This is a genomic window from Nostoc sp. (assembly GCF_036919595.1).
Classification (GTDB): domain Bacteria; phylum Cyanobacteriota; class Cyanobacteriia; order Cyanobacteriales; family Nostocaceae; genus Nostoc.
The window spans coordinates 1-25,727 of the sequence record NZ_JBALCO010000094.1 but is presented as its reverse complement, the minus strand read 5'-3'; the positions used below and the strand labels follow the sequence as shown (position 1 = coordinate 25,727).

18 protein-coding genes, 1 tRNA gene and 1 pseudogene are annotated in these 25,727 nt (G+C 38.3%); 4 read left to right on the top strand and 16 right to left on the bottom strand.

Features of this window, described 5'->3' with window-relative positions:
- Positions 1-19 precede the first annotated feature (19 nt).
- The 3 genes from V7K21_RS14160 to V7K21_RS14150 are packed head-to-tail and all read right to left on the bottom strand — an operon-like array spanning position 20 to position 1,842.
- Positions 20-397 (bottom strand): hypothetical protein, encoded by a 378-nt coding sequence (locus tag V7K21_RS14160; RefSeq protein WP_335175209.1) that lies wholly within the window; start codon positions 395-397, stop codon positions 20-22.
- Positions 398-440: 43 nt separating this feature from the next.
- Positions 441-1,247, bottom strand: a complete 807-nt coding sequence (locus V7K21_RS14155; protein ID WP_335175206.1) for a hypothetical protein — start codon at positions 1,245-1,247, stop codon at positions 441-443.
- Positions 1,248-1,263: 16 nt separating this feature from the next.
- Entirely contained in the window at positions 1,264-1,842 is a 579-nt protein-coding gene (locus V7K21_RS14150; protein WP_335175204.1) for a hypothetical protein, read from the bottom strand.
- Between the two features lie 863 nt (positions 1,843-2,705).
- Here V7K21_RS14150 and V7K21_RS14145 point away from each other — a divergent pair.
- A complete protein-coding gene (locus tag V7K21_RS14145; protein WP_335175202.1) occupies positions 2,706-2,861 on the top strand; it encodes a hypothetical protein in 156 nt (51 codons plus the stop codon).
- Between the two features lie 84 nt (positions 2,862-2,945).
- Complete coding sequence (locus V7K21_RS14140) at positions 2,946-4,439, top strand: hypothetical protein (protein ID WP_335175200.1); 1,494 nt, start codon at positions 2,946-2,948, stop codon at positions 4,437-4,439.
- 641 nt (positions 4,440-5,080) lie between these two features.
- On the opposite strand, the gene V7K21_RS14135 is transcribed toward V7K21_RS14140, so the two are convergent.
- From V7K21_RS14135 to V7K21_RS14080, 12 genes are all read right to left on the bottom strand, one after another.
- Positions 5,081-5,272, bottom strand: a complete 192-nt coding sequence (locus V7K21_RS14135; RefSeq protein WP_335175198.1) for a hypothetical protein — start codon at positions 5,270-5,272, stop codon at positions 5,081-5,083.
- A 553-nt stretch (positions 5,273-5,825) separates the two neighbouring features.
- Complete coding sequence (locus tag V7K21_RS14130; RefSeq protein WP_335175196.1) at positions 5,826-6,068, bottom strand: hypothetical protein; 243 nt, start codon at positions 6,066-6,068, stop codon at positions 5,826-5,828.
- Positions 6,069-6,129: 61 nt separating this feature from the next.
- Positions 6,130-7,257 (bottom strand): tyrosine-type recombinase/integrase, encoded by a 1,128-nt coding sequence (locus V7K21_RS14125; RefSeq protein WP_335175194.1) that lies wholly within the window; start codon positions 7,255-7,257, stop codon positions 6,130-6,132.
- A gap of 122 nt (positions 7,258-7,379) precedes the next feature.
- A tRNA-Met gene (locus tag V7K21_RS14120) sits at positions 7,380-7,453 on the bottom strand.
- Between the two features lie 166 nt (positions 7,454-7,619).
- Positions 7,620-9,905 carry a peptidoglycan DD-metalloendopeptidase family protein gene (locus tag V7K21_RS14115; RefSeq protein ID WP_335175192.1) on the bottom strand — a complete coding sequence of 762 codons (2,286 nt, stop codon included), beginning with the start codon at positions 9,903-9,905 and terminating at the stop codon, positions 7,620-7,622.
- 799 nt (positions 9,906-10,704) lie between these two features.
- Entirely contained in the window at positions 10,705-11,166 is a 462-nt protein-coding gene (locus V7K21_RS14110; protein ID WP_298909584.1) for a tRNA (cytidine(34)-2'-O)-methyltransferase, read from the bottom strand.
- 335 nt (positions 11,167-11,501) lie between these two features.
- The gene (gshA, locus tag V7K21_RS14105) at positions 11,502-12,641 is read right to left on the bottom strand and encodes a glutamate--cysteine ligase (protein ID WP_335175190.1); all 1,140 of its coding nucleotides are present in this window, start codon (positions 12,639-12,641) and stop codon (positions 11,502-11,504) included.
- Between the two features lie 540 nt (positions 12,642-13,181).
- A complete protein-coding gene (locus V7K21_RS14100; protein WP_335175188.1) occupies positions 13,182-15,011 on the bottom strand; it encodes a hypothetical protein in 1,830 nt (609 codons plus the stop codon).
- A 131-nt stretch (positions 15,012-15,142) separates the two neighbouring features.
- The gene (locus tag V7K21_RS14095; protein ID WP_335175186.1) at positions 15,143-15,802 is read right to left on the bottom strand and encodes an HAD hydrolase-like protein; all 660 of its coding nucleotides are present in this window, start codon (positions 15,800-15,802) and stop codon (positions 15,143-15,145) included.
- 234 nt (positions 15,803-16,036) lie between these two features.
- Positions 16,037-16,423 carry a hypothetical protein gene (locus V7K21_RS14090; protein ID WP_335175184.1) on the bottom strand — a complete coding sequence of 129 codons (387 nt, stop codon included), beginning with the start codon at positions 16,421-16,423 and terminating at the stop codon, positions 16,037-16,039.
- Between the two features lie 507 nt (positions 16,424-16,930).
- Complete coding sequence (locus V7K21_RS14085) at positions 16,931-21,430, bottom strand: translation initiation factor IF-2 N-terminal domain-containing protein (RefSeq protein WP_335175182.1); 4,500 nt, start codon at positions 21,428-21,430, stop codon at positions 16,931-16,933.
- 120 nt (positions 21,431-21,550) lie between these two features.
- Complete coding sequence (locus V7K21_RS14080) at positions 21,551-22,468, bottom strand: histone deacetylase family protein (RefSeq protein ID WP_335175180.1); 918 nt, start codon at positions 22,466-22,468, stop codon at positions 21,551-21,553.
- A gap of 142 nt (positions 22,469-22,610) precedes the next feature.
- Here V7K21_RS14080 and V7K21_RS14075 point away from each other — a divergent pair.
- A pseudogene (locus tag V7K21_RS14075) lies at positions 22,611-23,606 on the top strand (mechanosensitive ion channel family protein).
- Positions 23,607-23,744: 138 nt separating this feature from the next.
- Here the strand turns inward: V7K21_RS14075 and V7K21_RS14070 are convergent.
- The gene (locus V7K21_RS14070) at positions 23,745-24,524 is read right to left on the bottom strand and encodes an MBL fold metallo-hydrolase (protein ID WP_335175178.1); all 780 of its coding nucleotides are present in this window, start codon (positions 24,522-24,524) and stop codon (positions 23,745-23,747) included.
- 153 nt (positions 24,525-24,677) lie between these two features.
- Here V7K21_RS14070 and V7K21_RS14065 point away from each other — a divergent pair, with 153 nt between their 5' ends.
- Complete coding sequence (locus V7K21_RS14065) at positions 24,678-25,571, top strand: alpha/beta fold hydrolase (protein WP_335175176.1); 894 nt, start codon at positions 24,678-24,680, stop codon at positions 25,569-25,571.
- The last annotated feature ends 156 nt before the right edge of the window (positions 25,572-25,727 follow it).

The window sequence follows — 25,727 nt, the reverse complement described above, 5'->3', positions numbered from 1 at the left end:
TTTTATAAATAATTAGATATTAATAACCTTTCCAGGCTTTAATTTTACGTTCTTCTTTATCAGTTTGAGGACTAACTGATACACCAGGCTTAATAGAAATATTACTGCCTGCTGTTTGAGAAGTTAATGATTGTAAAGCAGTCTGAATTTTAGGAACTACGTTAGCTTTTAAATCTTCTTCAAAGGCTTTCTGTTTAGCAAGTACATCTGCATCTACTTCTTCTTGGGAAGAACCAGTTGGCTTGATTCCTAACAGCTTTGCAATTCTTTGAAAGTCAGGTTTAGCCTTTGCAATCGCAGCTTCATAATTAATCTCAGGAGCTGGAGGAATAATTGCTTCTAGACCTAAATCTAGCTCTGTGTCTATTTCATTTACTACTTCTTTTTGTTCAGACATACGTAAGCTATAGTATAACTACTAAGAGGGAATAAAAACAATATTAATTAATAGCGATTGTATTATCTGGGTTACTTTTAATATTAGCAATTGCCCTATCAGAAAATAAAGTAGTATTATCTGCGTTAGGTGCATCTTTAGAATCAACAAGTGCAGCAGAGTATTGAATATTTAAACCTTTTTCAGAATCTAACTGTTCAAGTTCTTTGAATGCTTCTTCTTCTGATAGCCCTTCTACTTGAATTAGATATCTTTTTCTACTAATAAGTTTATTTTTTACTGCTTCAATTTGCAACTTTTTATCTTCTACATTCTTTGGCATCATATCAGGTAATTCTATTCTGAAGTTAATAGTAATTCCTAACTCTTGAAAGATATTAGAGATAGCTGTTAATAAATAACTTGCTCTATTTAAAGTAGACCTTTGCAGCGGTTCATAAAGTACAGATAGTGAGCTTGAACTACTAGCTGACCTAGCATTTTGCAGCTCTAAAACCATTACACCAGATAAAGAATAAGTATCTTGGAGGATAATTAATCTTTGGCGTTCAAGGTAAGTTGAATCAACTGGTTGTAAGTAACCAATCTTAGGAGTAATACCAGCCTCAGCAGCAGCAGCAGAGATTGGTAGATGTAGAATAGATGCGGCATCATTTACAAAAGCAGTCTGAAACTCAGCAGAACCTGTGGCAGATTCAATTGACTCAGGTCTGATAGCATTAGTTCTACCAATTATTGCAGGGGCTGAGGTGCCCACTGTGTATAATTGAGGTTTTTGGTGCTTACCATTAGTATTAAGTCTTGACCTAACTTCGTTATACTCTAGTTGTAGAAATAGAATTCTATCCACTGCTGATACAGCTTCCCTACCATTTAAGTAAGCTATTTACTAATCTTATAATAGGCAAGCTATCTCCCATCTCAACAGGCTCACTATTACCTACTTTCAAATAGTATCTGTAATCAGGCAGGTCTAGATAATCTAAATCACTTTCCTTTTCTGCTGAAGTGTTAACTGCTAAGTAATGTACAACATCAACAGTTTTATATTTATTTTCAGCAGCATCATAAAACTCCCTCTGCTCTTTTAGATAAACAACCTTAAGCGGGTCTATTGCGTCTACTTTTAGTTCTTTTACATCTAGTGAATGAATGTGCCTTAAAGTTCCACCACTGATATCAATAAAAGATTCACCATAAAGTGGCACCTCTAAATACAAATCATTTAGTAAGCTATATAATTTTAGCTCACTTAATTTAGTATCAAGTTCAGCTTGTTGATTAGAATCAGTTGCTAAAAACTTAATCTTCTTTTGAAAGCCATCTCCTAATAAAAATGATTTAATCTGCTCTACCACTAACTGAATTAACCTTATAGGCAACTCGTTAGAAGTGGCGGGGTTAACACCTTTATAGGCATCTGATAATTCTTGTTTGGTAGACATATAAAATATTATTTAATTAATTTAGAATACTACATTAACTAAGGTGAAAGTAGGATAAGTCATTTGTAAAAATAGATATTAGTAGGGTTAAAAAATTGTTGTATTTAGGTATATCCAGAAAAGGCACCCCGTACCCCGGCGGTATTAAAGGCAAGCCAACTAGTATATGTATACCCATATATATTTATTAATGATATACGTTATGGGGTAGCTAAAAGTTAATACTCCCTAAGTTTACTTATAGATAAGTTCCTTTTAAAAGAATACTTAGGGTGTGTTATCTTAGTGTGTTTAATAGTAATAGGAAACTTATATAAAGTTGCTTGACTCTATTAACTAGATGTAGAGTTATCTATCCTTAAGCTTACTACTGATTATTGTGCATAGGGATTAGTATTGGTTGACTTAATATAGTTTGCTATTGTTAGTTAGCTTGCTGTATGTAGCCACCTTACGCACCTGAAACATGAAGAAACTGACATGCAGTCTGCTACAACTTTTAGCCATCTAAATTGAAGTAGACTAAATTACCAAACTGAAGTTGAGTTAAACAAATTGAAGTTAACTAAGTTGATGGCTTTAGTGGAGTTGTCTACTGTAAAATAACTGATGTAAGAAACCTGAATTCAGATAAGTTATTGAAGTTATCAGAATTTACAGGTTGTAAAGGTTTGCTTACTTGATTGAAGTTATCTTTGAGTTCTTATTAATGGGTAAAGATGTAAGTTATTTGTGCCTTTAGTATATATATGTTTATAAGTGGTGGCTTGATTAGGTTGCTCAATTGATGCAGCTTTATCTATGGTCATTAGTATGTTAGTAGAATATAGTGGATACATACAAAAACACAATTAATCAAGATTATGAAATTAGATAAAATTACTTCAATTCGTTTATTTCAAGGTGATGGTGACAAGCTTCAAACAGTAGCTAAACTTGAGGGACTTGATAAATCAGATGTTATACGAAGGGCAGTTAAGCTTTATTTAGATGACTATAACCGTTATCTAGGTAAATAATTAAAAAGAGAGAGGTTACCTAAAACTTCTCTCTCAAGAATTTACCTGCTCCTTTTCTCACTAAAACTAAATAAAAAACTGAATATGGAAGATTTTATTAAAAAGATTGATAATTACCAACTTAAGATTACCCAAAAGATGAAGGGTAGATTGGTAGCTAAAGCTTTAGAAAATTTAATAGGTAAGACTCCCACTAACCAACAAGTGACCTATATATATTCCTTGCTACGAGTTAGAAACCAGAAAGCAAAAGAGAATGAGCCTACTGATTATTTACAAATACCAGTTGAATATTTATTTGCATTAATGACTCCCTTCTCAGCAGAAGAGTATACTAAACTTAAATTTAAAAAATATATGGCAACTATTACAAAAGAAACTATAGACCCTTTACTTGATTTTATTAGCGTTACAGGGCATGGGGAAGGTTATTGTCGCAGGTTTATGATTGGAGAAGAGCTAATGGAGGAAATTAAAGAAGAATTAACTAAGTTGATAGAAGGTGAAGATGATGAATCAGTATTTGCTAAACCTGACCTTAATGTTGGATTGAAGCCTGCTGCTTGGGGTGGTAGATGTTTAAGGTCTAATCAACTTCCTGGAGTAACTAAAAAAGCTTGGGAGAAGTTAAGGGATTCTAAATTTGTATTTGACTTGAAGTTATTTAAGTCAAGAGAAGGTAGAAAATTTAATAGAAGTCTTGAACTAAGTGTTGACCAAAAAGAGGCTTTTGTAAGTGCTTTAGATGATATCAGGGAAACTAATGAACCTCAGTATCATGGTTCCTTCTATATTCAAGGGCCTGGAAGACTACATACATCTGGTGGGCCTATGGCTCTATCAAGTAAAATTAGAAAGCACTATATTAAGCCAACCTATAAATCTAATAAAGTTATGGAGATGGACTTAAAATGTGCTCAGTTAATTATTCTTTGTAATATCCTACAAGCCTCAGAAACTAAGGAACAAATTCTAGGTATTATTAAAACTAGTAGTATCTGGAAGCATATAGGGCCTGCTACCCTACCTAAAGAAGTTAAAAAAGTAATTATTTATGGTTTCTGCTTTGGAGCCAAAATGAGTGAACTTCCTTTTCTTGCCACTCAAAAAGCTGAAAAGAAACTAGGTTATAAATTCACTGTAACCAAGGAAATAGTTAATAGCTGCTTTGAAGGTATTCTAAAGCCCCTTGTAGAGCTTAGAGATGAATGGTTAACTAATTACACCATTGATAAAATTGAAGCTGGTAAAGTTGACCAAGTTATCTATACAAATGCTCTAGGTCTGAAATTCAATCTAAAAAAGGAAACCACTGAGTATAAAAATGAAGTTAAGAAAGGAAAGATTAATAACTCAAAGATAGGGGGTAAACTATTATCTCACCTAGCTCAAGGAGCTGAACAACTTATTATCCAAAGAATGATAGGTGAACAGATAGGAGAAAACATCATCACCTACTCTTATGACGGGATTAGCTTAGAAGTAGAACCCGCTAAGGTTGAGGAGATTAAAGGTAGGTTAACCAACTGGCTAAATAAAGAGTTTCCAGATTCTATACTAGAGTTTGAAGTTTACTAAATATAACAAAACTAATAAGGGTGGCAGACTAAGCTACCCTCTTTTTTATGGCTAGAATCAACCCCGTCTATCAGCCCTATAAGGGTTATGTTAACTCACCAAATGTTAAGGTACTTTAGGTTAGGTTGGGAAAGTTAACTTGGTTTAAAGGGCTAATTGTAAGAGGCTAGAAAAGTAGATAATGCGGGAGCTAAGAAATCACTTCAGTTAAATTTCCACCAAGTATACTAAAACTATACCCAACTAAAAGTATTGGATATAGATAGGTATATATTAGTTAACTAAATCAAGAGCTACCTTAGTGTGAGCTAACTTTTTTCTTTCTCAGCTTTTTTCTCAAATAAATTCAACTAAATTACTAAAATAAATAAGCAATACAACTACAGCAATATAGAACACAAAGTTAACTACTATCCTAAATAAAAAAATAAGTAAACTACCAAGTTAACTAATCACTCAATTCATGCATTATTAGTATAGTAGATAACCTTACAAGCTTTATCCAATAAGGATTACAGGCTATAAAAATCCTTACAACTTTTTTTAAATCCCTAGATTTTAGTAAACGCACAGTCCTCCTCTCATATCAAGACAACTAAATGAGTTAGTTAACATTGTAACTAACTCATTAAATTAATCATTTAGTATTGAGGTTTCTCAACTGGGGCAGATTCAAATTTTGTAGTCACCTCTTTTACCCCTGTCTCGCTAGTTCTGGGTACTTCCTCAATAGCCTCTACAGTTTTCTCAAATTCCTCACCAGGGGCAAGTTCTTTTTCAACTGTTTCACCAGTTGTGTAAGTTTTAATAATCTTTGATGGGGGTACTGACATAATTTTTAGATATGGCTACACTACAGCCATCATTTTATTTTTAATACACTAATAACTCCCAGTAGGGTTTTCCGTACCTCTAGGTTTCATCTCCTACCTGCAAAAAATAGGAGAATATAATTTAAACAGTTAAAATTAAATAAATAATAACTAGTAATGATTAGAAAGCCTTAGTGAATTAACCCTTTTCAGTATATATACTGGTTTTAAACTCTTTCAATCTGTAGTAAAACAATAAATATGGTACGGCAAGGCGAGGTTAGGCTGGGTCTGCTATGGTACGGCAAGGCGAGGTTAGGTTAGGTCTGGTATGGTACGGTAAGGCGAGGTAAGGTTAGCTAAATAAAAGCTCTTATATAGAAGAAGCCTTTTATTTAGCTTAATTTAAAGCTCCGCTCAAGCCTTTACTTTAAGTCTTCAGATACCTTATAAGCAGCCTCTAGAAAAACTTCTAGGGGTTGTTTAATTATTAGAAATAATCCCAGCTCTCTTCACAACAAAAAACCTGATGAGTCAATTACAAGATTAGTTAACTTATCAGGTTATTATTTTTCTATTTATCCTGTTTATCCTGTTCAAAGTTTCCCACGTTAACCCTCCACTGGAGCATAAGTAATTTTTCAACTACACACTGTGTATCCTCATACTTTATTATTACTTGAGCTAGCCGTACTGCAAGGGCAGGTTTATCTGTAAATTGAGCATCTATCTCATTTAGAGCCTGTATAGCTGTATCTATTTTCTCTCGGCAAGAAAGCAACTCTTCCTCTATTATTCTAAAAATTGGAGTTTCCATTTGATTATTCCTCTTATTACAAAAAACAAAATTAGTAAAGAGATTCAAAATTAATCTATTTTTAAAATATTTCTGGGACTTCAAGTTGTTTGATTACTCCTGAATAGTGCTTATAAATTACTTCAGGAGAATTACCCACCATATCAGCAACCTGTTTAACACTGATACCTGCTTCCAAGCATAGGGTAATAAAAGTGTGGCGGCAGTTATATTGAGGTAAATAATATCTAATCAACTTATCTTTGACTAAATTATTTAATACTCGTTTCCAAACTCTATTTAGAAAATTATGAGTATTTAGCTCTCTACCATTGCGATTACAGAACAGTAATTTCTCAGCTTCTCCATACCCAATATCATTCAAAAGTTCTCTCAATTGATTATTGATAGGAAAGACTCTAGTTTGGTGAGTTTTTGTGTCCTTCCTTATCTTGACATCAGAAGGTACAGCTTCAGCAAATGTGATATGTGTTAAACTAATATGTTTCCATTTCAAAGCTACAGCTTCTTCAGGTCTGCACCCACTAAGAAATAGAAGTCTGACATAGTTAGTGTAGTAAGAATGCTGTACAGAAGAATATTTAGGACAATACTTATTACTAGAAAAAGCATCAATAATAGTATTTATTTCCTCTCTGTTAAAAGTGAGTATAGTGCTATCTTTTCTTTTGGTCTTAATACCTTTAGCTAAGTCTTTGAAGGGATTACTTTCTATTAGCTTAGATATAACAGCCCAATTACAACAAGCATTCATTTGTTTAAGAGTACGCTTGGCTGTTTCAGCAGAATAAGTACTCAGTAAATAATTCCTTATCATCACTGCTTGATTAGCATCAGTAGTAGGTAATGCTCTGATGCGCTTCTCTATTAATGAGTAGTCACGGACAAGAGTTGATTCCTGTACTTGACCACTTTTAAACTGAGTATACTTTTCCCATAACTCAAGTAGGTTGTATACCTTTTGTTTCTTAGGGGTAGCGGTGTGATCAGCTTTGTATTTGGCAAGGGTAGGGTCAAAATAACCAGCTAGGATATCTAGCTCTATCTGCCTTACTTTTATCTCAACAGCCACTCTGTTCTCAACAGTGTCAGTTAAATTTAACGATAAGTATTTCTGATTGCCATTAAATAAAGGTCTAGGAAATCTTAATCTAAGATAACCTTTAGATACTTCAATACCAACTTTCATGGTAATCCTTTGACTATTTTGGATAGTCATTGGATAGTCAAAGGAGAGTTAAAACAAAGATTCAGCTTCCATGACCACCAATGTACAGAAGCTGAAACCCTTATGTAGTATTACTTTTAAAGTGGCTCAGGTCGGAGTTGAACCAACGACCCCAGGCTTATGAGTCCCGTGCTCTAACCAACTGAGCTACTGAGCCATATTTATCCAAATCATTTATTAATATAGCATACAAATTTGCTCAAAACTAGCCCCTTTTACAATTTTATTACAGTTTCCATCCCTGTTGAGGTAATAGAAAGCAAAAAAGGGAGTTTACCTCCCTCAACTAACAAGGCAATGATTTAGTTAGAGACTGTCAAGAATTACACGCGATTTGGTGGTAAGAAGGCTATTGGGTTAACAGCACCCTTACCTGGTGGATGGATTTCAAAGTGGCTGTGTGGGCCAGTGCTGTGACCAGTGCTGCCCATGAAAGCAATTGTTTGGCCTTGATGCACCTGCTGACCTGGTTGCACCAGAATCTTACTGTTATGAGCGTACCGAGTCAGACTGCCGTCAGGATGGCGGATATCGACAACATTACCATAGCCTCCGTTGTTCCAGCCTGCTTTTTCTACTACACCATCAGCTGAAGCACCAATGGGTGTGCCAGTGGAGTTAGCTATATCAATTCCCTTGTGTGGTCTTCCCCAACGCATACCAAAGCCAGAAGTGAGAGTACCTTTCGCAGGCCAGTTGTAAGCTAAGGTTGAAGTAGATGGAGGAGGTATCAGTTCGTCAATGGGTCTAGGCAAATATTGATCCACTGCTGCCAAAGGTGGCATCACCTGTGGAGAAACTGTCCTTCCCCGCATCATTCCTAAGGAGTCAGAGGCATTTACTCTTCCATGAGGCGTTGCAACTCTTGTGCCCGATGCGGTGCCAGAGGGAGTCCACTGGCTAGCAGACCCTAGATTAGGCAAGAACTCTGAGTTTACAGGCTCGGTAGGGCGTACGGCAGTACTGAATTGGGGCTTAATTGGCTGAACGCTATAGTTAGACCTACTAATAGGTGTAGGAACTGGAATTGGTATTGCTACACTATTCGGTCGAACTGCGGGGTTGGGTACTATGAAATTATTGGGGGCAGAAATAGGAGTGAGCATTGCAGCATTATTAGTTTCGCTAGCTGCTGGCACAACTAAGTTACCAGACTGTTGAGCGCGATATTTCTGCTGTAACCTTTGAATTTCCCCTTGCAAGCCCCGCAAACGGTCATTATTATTTCCCCTTGCTACCCTATTTGTTGGTGTTTTAGGCTGTTGCATTTCAGCAAAAGCTGTTGGCACTGGAGCTTCACCCCCGACGCCATAAGATCTAACCGTGGGGGGGGCTGTTTCTAAGTCGGTCGCACTATTTGCCTGAATCTGAACAGTTATCGGTGTAGGGACGGTAACGCTACTGTTGTCGGCAATAGTTGGTGATTGTGAAGTAGGTAGATATGAGTTGGCACTACCAATGTTGACAGGGGAGGTGGCAACATGAGGAGTTTTGCTGGACTCTACAAAAGTGGGCTTGGTCGCTACAATTGCCTCAACTTGAGCAGCAGGAATAATCAGTTTTTGACTAATTTGCAGTTCATTTGGATTATTGAGGTTATTTGCCTTAACAAGTTCTGGTACTGAAGTATTGTATCTGCTGGCGATCGCTGCTAGTGTATCTCCAGGCTTAACTTCGTAGGCTGTTCGAGCCGATGACGCAATAACTGTTGGCGTAGCTGGTGTTAGTGCAGTCGTCTGTGTCTTGTGTTTTAACCTTGATATCAACTTTGCTTTGCTCGCATCGCCAGAAGTGTCCGACTGAGCTAATACAATTTTCTCAACTACAGTCGTCGGCTGCACCAACCCCATATCAGCTTGTGATAAATTTTGGGTCTGCCCAGAGCGCAACTGTGCCAGACTGTTTCTTAAACGGTTCGATTTTTCTTGTAAGCGATTCAGTGCGAACTCTTGTTGTGCCTTAAGTTGTGCATTTATTTCACTGTTGACTGCGCCAGATATTGCCACTGTTTGTGGCTGGGCAGTTAGTGATGCATTTGTAATACCAACACCATCAGCACTAGAGTCAGACAGATTATTGACTGTTGGGAAACTAGTTTCGGCTAAGGTATTGTTCACTCCCTGTGCCACTTGGGGCTTTAGGTGGGTGGAATTTTTATAAGCCGCTGTTGCTTGGGAAAACGTTGCTAATGCAGGAACTTGCAAAGACATTCCATTTGCCGCGACTTGCCATTTAGCTTCAAGCCCAGGCACTTGTGACACTGCCGTTGGTTCCACGATCACAGGATTTTCCGGCACGCTCGCTGATGAGACTGCTTGGGACTCCAGCTTTGTGGAGGCGAATTTCACCTGAGTGTCAGGAACAGCAGGAATCGTTGACGTTGCTTTCTGGCTGCCTACTGGCACCGCTGCTTGGGCTTGATCGCTTTGTCGAGTCACCAAAAGGCTGGTTGCTCCCATAGAGATTGCCAAGCCAATCATGGCAGCTTTTGTCCGCACCCGGCGGTTTACTTTTGGATTCATCACATTTAGCAGTTCTACCGGGGCATCATCGCTGCTGGGGTTCTTGTTCAACACAGCTTTTACTCTCTTTTTCAATGCTCGTTTCAAAGACGACCTCCTATGATCACTAGCGCTTAACTGACCTTGATTTTTCAGTTGGATACTAGTCAATGATTTAGATCACAACGAACGATAGATCAAGATCACATTCACCAGAGATGCTTACGCAAGATTAACCTGCTTCTCTGATTTAGACAAGTTCACACGTGTTAGCAAAACTTAAAGTTTGCTGTGTTTTCTTGTCCCAACCACTCCTCACACCCTCACACCACTTAGGACATTTTACTCTTTACCATCGTCCGCGCCTGTCTTGCGTCAATCGCGGGGACTGGACAAACTATTTGTCAAGTCCATAGTCGCTGCCGAGAATTAAATTGCTGCGACTTCTGGAAAAGTGATGCCCCCTGCTGTAGATATCTTCAAGATATTTCTACCCAATCAGTCTTCTTCAACACGAGACTTTACGTTGATTATTCCTTAAAAAACAACCGTATTAACTATCGGCTATTTTGGGGCTGCTTTCTAGCGTTACTCAATCAAAAATGGCTTAAATACCATATTTGACTGGGTTTTAGCGCTTTTGTTCCCCAGTTTAGATGTTTCAAATTGATCAAAATTTACCATTCAAATTTGGCATTATCCCAAGTCTTATATACAAATTTCTTATAACAACCTTCCTGTCTTTGTAAGTATCTTCCACTACAGTTTACCAAAAAAAGAAATTTTAAGTATACTTTGCTACGCTTTACTGCCGTATTCAGAAAATTCTTGCTGCTACAAATCATTCATCTAACAAATATTTGCAGAGAGCAGTAGTAAATATACTTATAGTCATGCAGGTAAACAGCTATTGTAGATAGCCTAACTGACGACGGGTTTCAAATAAGCCAATTGCCACACTTACTGACAGATTCAAGCTGCGAACCCCCGGTTGGCTCATGGGAATATACAGAGTAGCATCGCAATCTGACAGAATTGTTGGTGGTAAGCCGGTGGTTTCACTACCAAATAACAGCCAATCATCGGGTTGAAACTGAAAGCTGACATAATTAAAATTTCCACCGACAGTATAACCCAACCATCTACCTCCACGCTCTTGATGTAGGCTTTTAAAGGCTTCTAGGGATTCGTGATAGTGCAGTTTGACATAAGGCCAGTAATCTAACCCAGCTCTTTTGAGGTAGCGATCGCTAATTTCAAACCCCAAAGGCCCCACCAGATGCAACTCCGTACCTGTAGCTGCACAAGTCCGAGCAATATTACCTGTATTAGGAGGGATTTGCGGGTTAACTAAAACTACCTGAGGCATTATCCGTATAATCTACGTATTGTATAAAACAATTGGTTGTCAATGTTAAATCTACCAAAGGGTAAACACTATTCATAGGTTTTGTTAATAATAATCAAGCATCCTCCATCCATTAGATTTTTAAAACCAAGCACAAAGCCTCCCAGAGCAATGGTCTGAGAGGATATTTGGCTAAAACCAGGAAATATTAAGTTTTATGAAGAGTAAATAAGTGTTTCTGTCTTTTGGGGTGAGTGGTTTCTCCAAGAAAATCTACCATTTGTTTGAAGATAGGAGATGCGGACATTGGGCATTAATTATTTTTCCCTTATCTCCCTCATCCTCTGCCTCCTCAATTAAGCTAATAGGGACGAACACAATTTGTCTTCGAGTTCGATTTCGCGCTCTTGGGTGGCGACAATAGCCTGAGTGATGACGCGCTGGCTGTCAAAACCGACTGCGTGTAATTGCAACCACTGTTGAGCTTCATTGCCTTCGCGGAGGATTTTGTGTAAAGGGGAAAGGAAACAGCTAAAGCCTTGTTGTTTGGCGATCGCCCAAACATCTTGGTACATTTGGGCAATCCAATCTCTGGCTAGGATACTTCTGCCATCTTGCCAATGCCTCAGTTGAGCATCAAGACTACCAGCAGCAGCAGCAGCTTCGTTTTCAGCAGTCAGGGTGACGAGTTCTTCACCAGAGAAGGTACTTTGGGTTAATGGATCGATGCTAGGATTTTTGATTACTTGCAACAAACGCGCTTCTAATAAGGCAGTAATAGCTAGCAAAGCAATGGGATCTGTGACTAAATCGCAAATTCGCAATTCTAGGCGATTCAAGTCATAGGGACGGTGATCGCCATTTGGTCGCACTGATGTCCACAAATGCCGCACGTTTTGCATGGTTCCTGCAACGAGTTGATTTTCCACCCACTGAATATGATCGGCGTGGCTGGCGAATAACGGTACATGGCTAGGCGTTTGCGGAAATAGGCCCCAACGGGTGGAGTGATAGCTAGTAGTTTTGCCATCTAGGAAGGGAGATGAGGCGCTGAGGGCGAGAAATAGAGGTGCTTCCATCCGGATCACCCGACACGCCCGCATTAATACTTCTGGGTCGCTGATGCCTACATTGATATGTACGCTGGCGGTGACTACTTTCGTCCCGTAGGTGTTCTCAATGTAATCATGATAGGGGTTTGCTGGATCGGAACGCAGAAAGCGATCGCCCCCACCCAAAGATAAAGTACTTCCAGGTATCAAGGTGTAATCGCCCAAGTGAGTAAGGTAGTTTCGCAACTTCCGCCTAGGACCCAGCAAGGCACACAATAAATTCTCATAATTAGGGGATGGTTCGGTTATGTATTCTACGTTGCGGCTATCTGGCTCTCGCATAAATCCATCCAAAGCTGCAACAATTTTGTCGGAGAGACCTACGATTTCACCTTGAGGCGTGCCAGTGTAAATCTCAATCTCAAAGCCTTTTAATAACACCACCTTGTTCTCCTCAGCTCTCTCTGCCTATAAATTGTATCGAACAAGACGAATCTCTGGATCTATCTTTAAGTCAATCAAAGGTTAAGAATCATTGAATTGCTAACTCATACCAAATCAGGACGACAGATTTATTGCCTATCTTCCGGAAAATTATTACTTAAGTATGAAAAATATCCTAATTATGATTTACCCACTGCATAAACTGTATAAATAGACATCATGTATCTTATTGAAACTCGGTCGTTTTAGACAGTTAGCGTAGACCGAAGACACTCCGTTCAATGGGTTTTTTATTAAAAATCGTCTGCTAATTTAAAATAAAAATATATATCTAAAGATATATATCAGTTTTGCGTGTATACCACTGAGATATTAATATTACATTAAAGTAGGAAATATAATGCTAGCACCATAATGTTTTATTTTATGGCATTGTTATTCATACTTAGATAATAACAAGGTAGTATGAAGAGATAACTATAGATAACTCGATAGTAAAAGCCTTTAGTGTAATGCTGAGGGTTTTTCCTATTGAGTTATCTATGGTTGCAATATAAAATCATTAGGTGAATCCTTATCTTTAACAATATTGAGACGGATAAACTGCGCCCATACTTCATCACTAAGTAAGTTTAAAGCAGTTTTAGGATTGTTAGTAGCGATCGCACCTACAACCTTACGCCATCCCTGTTGTAATTGCACGGTAAAAGCCTCTTCAATAGAAATCTGATTCAGCAACGAAAGTGCTGTTTTAAAAATTGCTGGATCAGCTTGTATATTCTTCGACCTTAACCCTTGAAGTGCGACATTTAACCACATGGGCAGAAGTTCCAGCCAATCGTTTTGCTGTATCTCTTTGAGTGCAATATCTTCCATACCTAGCGCACCCCACATATATAAAGACTCTACAGCCAGTTTAAAATCGCGATTTTCTAGAGCATTTTCCCATAATTTTTGAGCGTGATTTTGGAAGCGATTAGCGAGAAATTCATAAGCTTCCTGAACTTGATGTGGAATTGTAACTTTATAAACTGACTCGCCTCGTGGTAAATAATCGCCACGATAAGATAGCCAGTTATGAGATCCACAAAGATGGATTTTTTTATCAACTATTACTTCTTTAACATGAGAATCTCCCAACCAAAAAACCTGTACCGATGGTAAGCCATCAGGTGTTTTTATCGCTTGAAGTTTTTTCTCTACTTCTGGTGCAATTGGTTCATCTTCATCTTCTTGTCGCCGCGAAATTCCATGTCCAATTAAAATCCAAACTCTGCGATTAGCTAATTTCTGTAACATAGTTAAAAATCTTTCATTTACAAGGGTCTGATTCACCCAAGGATAATAAATCAAAACCTGACTTTTAGCCGAATTTAAAACTTCTGAAAAAGCTTGGCTAATTTGTCCATCGCGTAACTGTATGGCTTCACCTCCCACTGTCGAATTATCTACTTTCTTACTGGTTTTTGTGGCATTTTCTAACGCCTTTTGGCGAATATTTTCGAGCATAGCTTCTATTTGAGCATTTTTTTGCTTGAGAATGGCTTCACGCTCATAATTGATGGTTTCAGTTGAAAATTCACATAATGCTTGCAAAGAGATTTTGCCTTCGGTATGTAGCAATTCTAACCAATTTGATGCTGACTCTAAAATTTGCTTTCCACTTCTTATTTGGATACTCAATTTATCTTCAAGGGCATCGAAGATAACAAAAAGTGATATTTTCCTCCAAATTTTTTGAGTCAAGGCTACTACCTTACACGAAGTGACAATTTTTCCCTCTTCTGGCATATGAAGTGCTAAACCTGAAGCCTGAATACTTTTTTGTATTTCTTCAAGGGGTAACACGGAAATATCAGTAATTGTATTATCAATAGTTATAAAATCTGCCAAGTCAGGCAAATTTATTACTGTCTCGTTTAAAGATTCAGCTTGAAAGGTAATATTGTCGCTTAAAGGGTCTGTAATAGCATTAAGCTGTACAGGATATGGGGGCTGTGGTACAGACCCTTTTTCATAGAATGAACGCCCTTCAGGAGTGACTGTAATTGGCGATGTTGCTGATAGAGTTTGTAATGAACGAAGAGTTGCGGTAGTAGTTTGGATAAATACAGAATCAAGCCCAAGTACAGAGGCTAATTCATTCTCTGTTGGCGGAGGTTGAAATTCAATAGCAGCGCGGATGATAAATTCTTCGAGTACGTTAAACTGGCGAGGTTCCTTAATATTTATTTCTACAGGAGTTTGACGCAAACTATAGCGAAATTGATGCGCTGCTAAAACTGATAAACTAAGACTTTGCGCTTCAATTTCGTCTACCAAATTCTTGAGATTATCATCAATAGGTTTAGCAGAAGAGGCGATAAACATCAACGAAACCTCCATGTAAACGCACGATGTTTGAAACTTCTGAGTAAACACTGCAAATTTGTCCACGCTGCTGAGTAAATAGCGAATGACAACTCACCTTCAGCACCCACATATTTTATTTTGGTGCATCTTTACACAGAATTGGTATAACCGTCAATTTCGATTCCTTCCATAAATCGTACTTGGGTGGGAGTAATTTGGCGTACTTCGTGCATTCTTAGCACAAACTGCCGCCGCCATATTTCGGCATCAAGATAATTTATCCCCAGGCTTGCTGCTGCTTTTTTATCTTCTTTACGGTCTCCAATCATCCAGCAATCATATTCAGGATCTACTTTACATGATTCTAGAAAAGACTCGATATTAATCCGGGAATATTTTTCAATCGCTGCTCTAAGCATTCCATCCTCAGGCTTCCTAAAATTAATTTCTTTTAAGTTACCTACTAATTCATATCCCTCTTCAGAATCTAGAGAACATTTAATAGTTTTTTCTCTAGACACCATTATACATTTTCTACCCTCAAAATCTGGACAGAAGAATATTTCTTGAAGTTGAGGAAATAACTGTAAAGTAAATTGCATTTCTACAATTGTAGCCTCTAAAATTTTGTATCCGGCTGCAATTGCCGCTTGATTAGATATTCCTATAATCTGCCAATTACGAGCAGCAAAATGTTCTATTGCTTTATCTGCACCTAGCATCGGTTTTTGTCCCTGGGGCCATTCAATATACTTTCCCGTTTTTCCACAGCGAATTGTTCCGTTCAGATCGAGTAATAAAATTTTCATTCTGTTTACTTTCCTGTAAAATCAAAAATTATTTTTTGTCGTCGTTAACACCTTAGTGTCAGTTTAAGATTAAGAGGATGTTTTAAAAGTCCCGAAACATATAATTTTGCAGTTCTGCACTGGGTTAAATACAACGTAAAATCAAGGTTGCACCATGTACTGAGATGCTTTGCTGTACTAACTATGAGAGCAAAAGACCCTTTTAAAACATCTTCTTATCAAGGTAGCTTATCTTTAGGGTCTCAATCTTGTACCATTTTCCCATACAGGAACATTATCACCTCTATAAATTACCAAGTTCCCATCATCTTGAACTTGGAGACTACAACTAGAACCACCTGTAGTAAAAGTTGCCCAAGTGGGGATTGCATTAGAATCATAAATGACTAAATTGCAATCGTATTGCATGACGATGTTGTTAACTTCTGTGTCAAAAGTATTTGATGCCCACATAACATTGTCGAATGAATCATAAACAACAAAGTTTCCATCAGATTGCAGTACAGCTGTATATTCCTGATTAGGTGAAATCAGGTATTGATCAGGGGATAATAATTCGCCTGTATTAAGGGTAGATGTACCTGCACCTGCCAAAGCCTTGTTTTGTTGAATAAGCAACATAGATGGTGATGAAATTGCAAATGCTGTTGTGAAACATAGAATTTTAAACAGTTTAGATAATTTCACGAGCGTACCTCCAATGAAGTTCTGTTTTCTGCAAATAGTGCTGAGATGCGATAGCGGTAAATTCGCGCAATTAAATAGTCCCTCAAAACAGTGCCGGGACGAAAACTATTACGCTTTCAGGTTCAAAACAACGGACAAGAGATCATTGCAGGCTGGAGATTTTAGCCTTAGTGTTTTTACGGTATTGTAATGTCTTATATCAACTTCAGAGTAGACTGTCAGGTGCTGTTTAACAAATGAACGTTTAAAAAATTTACACTCTGAAAGAACTTGACAAATTAGCTACTATGACTTGTGCGTACTACCCACATTCCGCACTTCATTTTGTCATATTTATATTAGTATTATATTTTACTTTTTCCTAAAACAATTTACTTACAATAGTTAGTACTTAATATTTACCGACAATATCACAGGCATTGCTAACTACTCGAAATATATTTAGCTGAAGAGGCGAGAAACATCTACAAAACCTCCATGAAGACTTACAATATTTGAAACTTCCGAATACATACTTCCGACTTTACCTGATTGATGGGTAAATAAATTATGACAACCCACAATTATCAGTAGTTCTTGAGCGCGAGAAAATGCAACATTTACCCGTTCTGGCTTCTTCGCAAATCCCACATCTCCTTTACTATTGTTGCGAACCATACTCACAATTACAACAGGTCGTTCCATACCTTGAAATCTGTCTACTGTACCAGTACGAATTTCTAACGAAGGGAAAAGTTCAGATTGCAGACGTTCATCAATTTTTCTTAATTGAGCGCCATAAAACGTAATTACAGCAATTTCTTTTCTAGGTTCACCATTAGCAACTTTAGAAGCCCAAGTACTCTCAAACTGTTGACACAGACGTTCAATCGCATCAATTTCTTGAGTATTAAAGTAAGAAGTTCCATTTCGTTGCTCTAAAAACTGATTCTCTATAGGCGTTTTTACCCAGATAAGATGCTGAGATTCTTGGATTATTTCGCCTGCTAAATGATGTGCGCGTTTTGTATCCGGCTCCAAAATACCAGATTCTAGTTTACCATCATAAAACTGATTGATTGCCCCCATAATAAAGGGATGCATTCGATATTGTGTAGTTAGCATTTGCTTGATGCTTTCATCAGCAGATTCAAACTGACTTTTAAACAGTGATTCTTCTAAAAATTGTAGTTCTTCTCGTGTATTGCCAATTGTTTGAGCAACTTCTTCTAAAGTGCTAGTATCAAGCATGGGTGGTAATTGCCGATGATCACCTACCATGACTAACTTTTTACCTTTCAAAGCTGGAATTAGTAACTCTGGTGGAGTACACTTACTAACTTCATCAATGATCACAACATCAAAAGATTTGAATTCTTCAGAAAAACCTCTATTTGCAGCTTGAACACAAGTGATACCAACGACGTTGGCATTATCTAAATATATACGCCTTAAATCGTCGCGATCGCCTTCAGTTGGCTGTCTGAGTTTTCCGATCCAATCTTGTACAAAATTCTGATATTTATTAAGATAATTTTCTTCTTTTTTAAGTTGCTCTTGCCAAGATTCAAATTTAATATTAATGCTGCGTAATAACTCTATATTGAATAAGTCAGCCGCATAATTTTCTAGCTTAAATTTATCCGGTATTCTTTCCCATTCTGTCAACCACCAGTTTCTTTCTCCTATTAAATTTTCTGATGGCTGTGGTTGTAATTTATATTCTATTTCGTGGAGACTAATTTGTAGCTTTTGAAGCTGCTGGAGAAAAGTTTCAGTTTCTCCTTGTAGCTTTGACAAATGCTCATGTAAAGAATTTTTAATTATCTCCAGTACAGCAAAAGGTTCTAATGATGAAATTAGGGTTTCAAGCTGACTGATGCAAGTTACCCAGGAATTCACTTGATTTGAGAATTCTTGCGGCTGCTCCCAAATATTTGATTGTGTTGCAAGATATTTTTCAGTTATAATGCGTAATTGAGCAGGTATATTTTGTTGATTAAGTTCTTGCAAAATATTAATAACTCGTCCAAGTTGCAAATTAGCGTCTTGCTGCGCTTTTTCTACCTCAGCTTGAGTAACGGATATTTGCTGTTGGCTGATTTCATTTTTCTGAAGTTCTTTTAATTGTCGTTGCAGATGCTGAAGCTGTTGTTCTGTTTCCGTTTTTACTTTTAAAACGCATTGACGTGCATTTATAAGAATAGTATCTAGTAATTCTTGTGTAATTCTGGTGAGAGTAGAGTCGATATTATTCCATTCCCATGATGCACCATAGGTTTTTTGCATTCTAATTAAGAAAGCCTGGGTGTTCTCAACCAGCAATTTTCGCTGTTTGGGGTTGAGTAGTTGATAATTACTAAACTGTTGATAGGTTTCTTGCCATTGAGTGCGTAGGCAAAGCCCACCGTAGGTATCGCTTTTTGATAGCACCATCGGAATCTGACTAAAATTTTGTTGTAAAAAATAGCTGAAATTATGCTGTTTACCCCGTCTGTCAGTAAAACCTCCGTCTATCTCATAAGCGATCGCTTTTGCTAATAGCTCCCAGTCTGGTAGGTTAATATTGTAAATTTTTGGTACTATTGGTAATTTTAATGTATTAGCAAACATCAATAAACCTAGCGGCAAATCTACTAAATTTTCTGTTAGTGGTAAACCTAATTGATGACAATCTTTTAAAGTTTGATACAGATGAGAAGGTGCTGTAGATTTCCATTCTTTAACTGCTGAGATAATATAATCTATTTCCCGTTTGCGGTTTTCCCATATCTGGATTGTTTGCTGAATGTTTTGCAGTTTGGTAAGATATTGCTGATAATCTGGTTGTAGCTGATTTAATGAGGCGAAATTTTGTTTGACAATCTGCACTGATGCTGCAACTTCTAACATAGCTTTAGTTGCATCTTGAGCATAAGTAAAAGCAGTTTTAAATTCAGAAATTTCTCTTGCTACAGTTTCACGCAACCAAACTGCTAAACCAAAAGCACCAATCGCCGGGCGCACAAAACCAAGTTCATCAGTATATTTTATGGTTTTACGAACATTTGCTAAAAATTCTTCTCCTAAACTGTTACCTTCTGTGTATGGCTTAAGAAGTGGCAAAAAATCTGTTACTTCTGGAGCTTCCCAGTTGAGATTTGGTGCAGTATTTAGGATGTTTTCCAGTCCTGCAATTAGAGATTCAACCGCGTTATGTTGTCTTACAGTTTCGTTGTAATATTTTTCTTGATTTTTAAAGTTTTCCTCTAATTCTAACTTATTTAGATTAAATTTACTTTGTTGCTGATTGAATTCTTCCTCTGCTTGTAAGTAAGCTGTAAATCTTTGTGATGATGCTAGTAATTGACTGAAAAATTGGATATTTTCAAGTCGTTGAGTAAGATTTTTTTCACAGTCATTTGCTGTATTTTCTAGCCATCTGCCAATCACTTGGTCTTCTAAAAATGGCTGTCCTTCCTCCCCAACTTTTTCGACTCTCCCCTTACGTACAGCCCGAATCACTGGGTTATGAACTAATCTACTCAGGGCATTATCTACTGCTAAATTGGCTTGAGACGCGATTAAGGTACGTCCACCACGAAGGGCAATTTGATAGCAAATCTCGGCAATTACGGTAGTTTTACCAGTACCTGGTGGGCCTTGGATGAGAACAAGATCCTTAGCGGCTAGTACCTTTTCTACTGCTGCTTTCTGACCAGGATTAGCAGAAGATAATAACAAATCTTGTGGTTGAAGTTCGACAGTTGTTTTGATTTGTCTAGCCTGGGAAGCATCGAATAAAAAGTTGCCCAAGTAGGGATTTTGGGTATAACCATTATTCAAATCATCCAAAGCTTTTTTCTTGCGCTGAATCTGCTGAATATCACCAACGGCCTCGAAACACAAAAATCCAATAGCTGGCAATTTATAACGCTCTGCTGCCATATATTCAGCTAAGTCGCGTTCTAATCTGAGGCTGATAATACAACGGTTGGGATCAACTTCTTCAACAGTCCCTAATTGACGACCGTTAATCCAATTTTTTCCGATGGGAGCAGTTTCAAAAAGCTTCAAGTCTTCGTTCTTTGCCTGTCTTGCTCGTTCCCAGAAATTTTCCACTTCGAGGGAATTTTGATAAAAGCCGTCGAGGGTGCCTGAGGCTACATCAATTTCAAAACTAATCCGCCTTTTAAAGTTATAGTTATGACCTATGTAACGCACGCAAAATTGACGTGCTTTAGCGATTTTTTCCTCAATCTGCAAAAATGCTTTCCAAGTTTTCAGCTGATCTTCTGTAGGTACATGGTCGCCACAAGCTGGCGCGGCTGCTATGCGTTTCAATGTAACTGGCGGAATGTCGAGATGATGCTGATGATTCGGTAGCAAACGCAAGTGACAAGGTACAGCATAGCTGTCGGCGTGTCCCCGTGAGGATTGTAACAATTGAGCCGACAGTATCTTTAAACCGCCGTGTCCATCTTTTTGTACAGCAGCTCTGAATCCTAAAGTTTTTCTGAGCTTCTCAAGTCTTGCAGGTAATTGAAAATCATCGGAGTCTGTTGCTATTGTCAAATCCCAAATTTCTTCTCTTGGCTCTTTCCCTGCACCTTTGCGACGCACATAAAATAGACAAGGCTTTTTACCGACACATTCCAACATTAACTCATTGGCGCGATCGCGCCGCTCCCTAAATTCTGGATATGATTTAAGGACAGTTTCACCTTCAAGATGGCGGATGAAACTATCAATTGCTGAAGCTATAAACATATAGCCCCAATCTTCAGAATTTTTTTTAATTTTAGAGGATTTTGCTGTTAGTTTATTTACCGCAACACGAATACGTTCTGCCTCGGATTCTGAGATTGTACTAGTATGGTTTTTGACTACAATTTTGAACTTTTCACAAATTGCTAATAGCTTCTTGCTATCCAAATTCAATTCTTTTGCTAGTTCGTAGATTCTGAGTTTGACTTTGTTCATCCAGTATTGCCTTTGCGACAAAATTTTTCTATTTAGGAAAATAAAACCACAGATGAACACAGATAATTCATCTGTAGTTCCAAATAATAAATTAGGATTTTTACAAGAAGTAATATTGCATCAAAGTTTGTACTGCTGATAAACTTCACTAGCAGCCCGATGCAGCAGGGAATGCCGCCAGACTAAAGATTTCATATCATCAGCATAACCGCCGCCAATCACGCAGGCGACAGGATAACCGCTACTCATACAGGTACTTAAAACCTGCATTTCTCGGCGAAAAATGCCAGCATCGGTTAAAGCTAATTTTCCCAAGCGATCGCCTATATGAGGATCAACACCTGCATCATAAAATACTAAATTTGGCTTGACTTTAGACAATAAATCTGCTAAATAATTCGCTAATGTTTGTAAATAAGCGTCATCTTCCATTCCCACCGGCAAAGGAACATCCAAATCGCTATTTTGTTTAGTACCGGGGAAATTGACTTCGCAGTGCATGGAAAAAGTAAAAACGCTGTCGTCGTCTTGGAAGATAAAAGCGGTGCCGTCTCCTTGATGGACATCCAAATCTACAATTAGGATTTTCTGCACAAGTCCGAGTTTTTGTAAAACGCGGCAGGCGATCGCTAAATCGTTGAAAATACAAAAACCAGATCCATAATTAGGAAAGGCATGATGAGTTCCACCAGCCGTATTACAAGCTAAACCCTGACTTAGTGCCAGTTTAGCAGTGAGTATCGTACCACCTACCGCTACACAGGTGCGATTCGCTAATGCTGGACTCCAAGGCAAACCAATGCGACGCTGTGCTTTGGCATCTAGGGTTCCCTCACAGTAAGCTTGAACGTAGCTTGGAGTATGAACTAACTCTATCAATTCTAGCGGCGGACGTTCGGGGGTGTGAAATTGTTCTTGATTAGCTACACCATCAGCTAACAGTAATTCGTAGAGTTGTCTGAACTTAGACATCGGGAAGCGATGTCCTTCAGGTAGAGGAGCAATATAATCTGAATGGTAAATAATTGGCAAGTCCATAAGGAAAGAAAATCTTAAGCAGGTAATCCGACAACTAACAAGGCAAAATTTAGCCATAATTGCAGCAATAGTGCTGTTATCCTAAATGTAAAACTCAAAATTTAAAATTTATATGATGGAATGGATTACGCCGATCTAGTTTATTTTAGCTGGCTTTTTGGCTGGAATAATTGGGGAATAAGTTATCTTTAAAAAACTGGAAACGTTGGTTACTAATAAACGAATTGTTGAGAGTAAAATTATATTTCGCTCTCTGCACCGGATGACTTTTATTTGGTTTTTCATCGCCGGTTGTTTTTGGGCAATTCTGAGTTCTCCCCTCAAGCCAGATATTGCCATTGTTCTGCGAAAAATTCTGACGATCGCATTACTGTTTTGAGTAACCCTAGTGTTAGCCAGATTGACTGCTGGTTTTGTTAATTTATTTATTCGCAGAGCAGAAGGGGTTCCCACATCACTAATTTCTAATCTTGCTAAGGCTACTGTTTTCGTTTTGGGAACATTAATTGTATTGCAAACAGTAGGTGTTCAAATTACACCGATAATTACAACCTTAGGTATTGGTGGTATAGCAGTTGGTTTGGCACTCCAAGATACACTTGCAAATTTATTTTCTGGGTTTTACTTAATTATTTCTAAGCAAGTTAGAACCGGAGACTATGTAAAATTAGATGCTGGACATGAGGGATATGTCATAGATATTTCTTGGCGGAATACGACAATTAAATAAATTTCAAATAATGTAGTCATTGTTCCTAATTCTAAGTTGTTTACTGCAATTTTCACCAACTATCATTTACCTGCAAAAGAAATTACTTTAACAATGGATGTGGGTATCAGTTATGATAGCGATTCGGAACAAGTTGAAAAAGTGACTGTAGAAGTTGCCAAAGAAGTCATGCAATAAATTACACCGGAATTAAAAGAAAGTGAACCATATATCAGATTTCATACTTTTAATGATTTTAATATAGATTTTACGCTTTATATGCGGGTAAGTGAATACTTTGATCAGCGGATTGGTAAACATCTATTTGTCAAAAAATTACACAAACGCTATCAGCAAGCAGGAATTCAAATTCCTTTTCCGATTAGAAAAGTGTATATGCAAGATAATTCAGCTAGAGAACGGAATTAGCCCTGGCGACTAGAAGTCCTAGCTAGACGAGACTTTACCTGCCTTTGCAGGTTAGCAAACCTTTTATTTTCCGTTAGTCTGCGTAGGTGGACTATGTTTGTATAGCCACGATTTATAATCGCTAGGGATAGCTGCAACTTAGATTGCTAATGCTCGCTTTTCTAATGTTAGTTGAAAGCGATCGCCTGGTTTCGGTTCAAGCACCTGCGTCGAAAGATTGTTTTTCTCTACTAACAAACGAAATTCCTCAGCACTTCCTTTAGTCTGAATGAATTTCATCAGCAATCCCGCAAACGCCACATCTCCTCCAGCCGCTGTGGATAATATTACTTGAGGCTGTAACGACTTTACTACTTCTAAGGCACTATTTTGTCCTTTAATAATCGGCCCAAGCAAAGGTAGGGTCATGTCAACAAACGGTGTAATCACTACATCGATAGGTGCAGCCTGCTTAAGTTGCGGTGAATGATACCCGTGAGGCTCGTAGTATACAGTTAAACCACTCTTCAATTCTTTGAGGAGATAACTATTTTCCACCAGAGTCGGGCCAATTGGAGAACCGGGGAAAGCTTTGATTTCAACTTGATTATCTAAAGTGAAAGTTTCACCATGAGCCAATACTGTTACCTGAGTGTAACCTAACTGCTGTACTACCTTGGCTGCATTGGGAGAAGCTACAACCTTGATGCTGTGATCCAGCAGCTTGAGCGTTGGTGGGTGAGTATGGTCTTCTAAACCCTGAGACAGCAGAATCAGATCAATATTATCTGGTATCGGGCGCTCTTGCGATCGCGAACCTTTGAATAACCAATCCAAATTGCTAAAAATTAAAGAACCAACCAGCCAAGGGTCAATTAGTATCCGTTTACCGCCGATTTCTAGCAGCCAAGAGTTGCTGTCTAACCAAGTTAAGAACATAAAATTTGTGAAGATAACGCCTATTTTCATTATCAACTGGTGATGGGGAGGAAGAACGCCGCTTTGGCGATGGGTTCAAAAATAACATTTTGTTCAGTCTTCTTTAAGGTCAGGGAACATTAATATTGAAGAAATACTTTATGAATCTTATTAATGACTGTAACTACACAGCAGTTTGCAAGCCAAGACGCCTTTGAAAAACTCATTTGGACTTGGCAGGGCTACAAAATTCAGTACACTGTCATGGGTACAGGACGCCCTTTGGTACTGGTTCACGGCTTTGGTGCTTCCATTGGACACTGGCGCAAAAATATCCCAGTTTTAGCAAATGCTGGCTACCAGGTGTTTGCTTTGGATCTTTTGGGTTTTGGTGGTTCCGATAAAGCGCCCATTGATTACACTGTGGAAGTTTGGGTAGAACTGCTGAAAGATTTCTGCACAGCACACATACACGAACCTGCTGTATTTATTGGCAACTCTATCGGCGCACTTTTGAGCTTGATTGTACTGGTAGAACATCCAGAAATTGCTGCTGGTGGTATTTTAATTAACTCTGCGGGTGGGTTGAGTCATCGTCCCCACGAATTGAACCCGCCGTTACGGATGGTAATGACAGCTTTTAATCGGTTTGTGCGATCGCCAATTACAGGTAAATTTGTCTATAACCGCACCCGTCAAAAAGCCCAAATTCGCCGCACCCTCTACCAAGTTTACCGAAACCGTGAAGCTGTCACCGATGAATTAGTCGATTTACTTTATACTCCCTCTTGCGGCCCAGGAGCGCAACAAGTTTTCGCCTCCATTCTCACAGCCCCTCCTGGCCCAAGTCCAGAGGAACTATTGCCCAAAGTCGAATGTCCTTTATTAGTGATTTGGGGTGCTGATGATCCTTGGACACCAATTACCGGGGCTAAGATTTACGAAAAGGCGCAAGAAAATGGCAAACAAATCAAAATTGTTCCCATTCCCAATGCCGGTCATTGTCCCCACGATGAAGTTCCAGATGTTGTTAATGCCCAGATTATCGATTGGTTAGCGCAAAGGTGATAATTTTGCGCCAAGACGCAAAGACGAAAGTAGACCGACCTTTGAGGACACTTGTGTGTGACATTGTTCTGCCTGACTTTTCCCGTTAAGTCTCTTTTGCAAGCTGCCAACCCTCACAGAGATCGTGTAATTTTAACCAACCTCGCCACAGTACCT

What these genes read in the sequence shown, in the direction of transcription:
- V7K21_RS14160 (WP_335175209.1), bottom strand. Translation starts at nt 397, where the DNA reads ATGTCTGAACAAAAAGAAGTAGTAAATGAAATAGACACAGAGCTAGAT.
- V7K21_RS14150 (WP_335175204.1), bottom strand. Translation starts at nt 1,842, where the DNA reads ATGTCTACCAAACAAGAATTATCAGATGCCTATAAAGGTGTTAACCCC.
- V7K21_RS14145 (WP_335175202.1), top strand. Translation starts at nt 2,706, where the DNA reads ATGAAATTAGATAAAATTACTTCAATTCGTTTATTTCAAGGTGATGGT.
- V7K21_RS14140 (WP_335175200.1), top strand. Translation starts at nt 2,946, where the DNA reads ATGGAAGATTTTATTAAAAAGATTGATAATTACCAACTTAAGATTACC.
- V7K21_RS14135 (WP_335175198.1), bottom strand. Translation starts at nt 5,272, where the DNA reads ATGTCAGTACCCCCATCAAAGATTATTAAAACTTACACAACTGGTGAA.
- V7K21_RS14130 (WP_335175196.1), bottom strand. Translation starts at nt 6,068, where the DNA reads ATGGAAACTCCAATTTTTAGAATAATAGAGGAAGAGTTGCTTTCTTGC.
- V7K21_RS14125 (WP_335175194.1), bottom strand. Translation starts at nt 7,257, where the DNA reads ATGAAAGTTGGTATTGAAGTATCTAAAGGTTATCTTAGATTAAGATTT.
- V7K21_RS14110 (WP_298909584.1), bottom strand. Translation starts at nt 11,166, where the DNA reads ATGCCTCAGGTAGTTTTAGTTAACCCGCAAATCCCTCCTAATACAGGT.
- V7K21_RS14100 (WP_335175188.1), bottom strand. Translation starts at nt 15,011, where the DNA reads ATGTTTATCGCCTCTTCTGCTAAACCTATTGATGATAATCTCAAGAAT.
- V7K21_RS14095 (WP_335175186.1), bottom strand. Translation starts at nt 15,802, where the DNA reads ATGAAAATTTTATTACTCGATCTGAACGGAACAATTCGCTGTGGAAAA.
- V7K21_RS14090 (WP_335175184.1), bottom strand. Translation starts at nt 16,423, where the DNA reads ATGTTGCTTATTCAACAAAACAAGGCTTTGGCAGGTGCAGGTACATCT.
- V7K21_RS14085 (WP_335175182.1), bottom strand. Translation starts at nt 21,430, where the DNA reads ATGAACAAAGTCAAACTCAGAATCTACGAACTAGCAAAAGAATTGAAT.
- V7K21_RS14080 (WP_335175180.1), bottom strand. Translation starts at nt 22,468, where the DNA reads ATGGACTTGCCAATTATTTACCATTCAGATTATATTGCTCCTCTACCT.
- V7K21_RS14070 (WP_335175178.1), bottom strand. Translation starts at nt 24,524, where the DNA reads ATGTTCTTAACTTGGTTAGACAGCAACTCTTGGCTGCTAGAAATCGGC.
- V7K21_RS14065 (WP_335175176.1), top strand. Translation starts at nt 24,678, where the DNA reads ATGACTGTAACTACACAGCAGTTTGCAAGCCAAGACGCCTTTGAAAAA.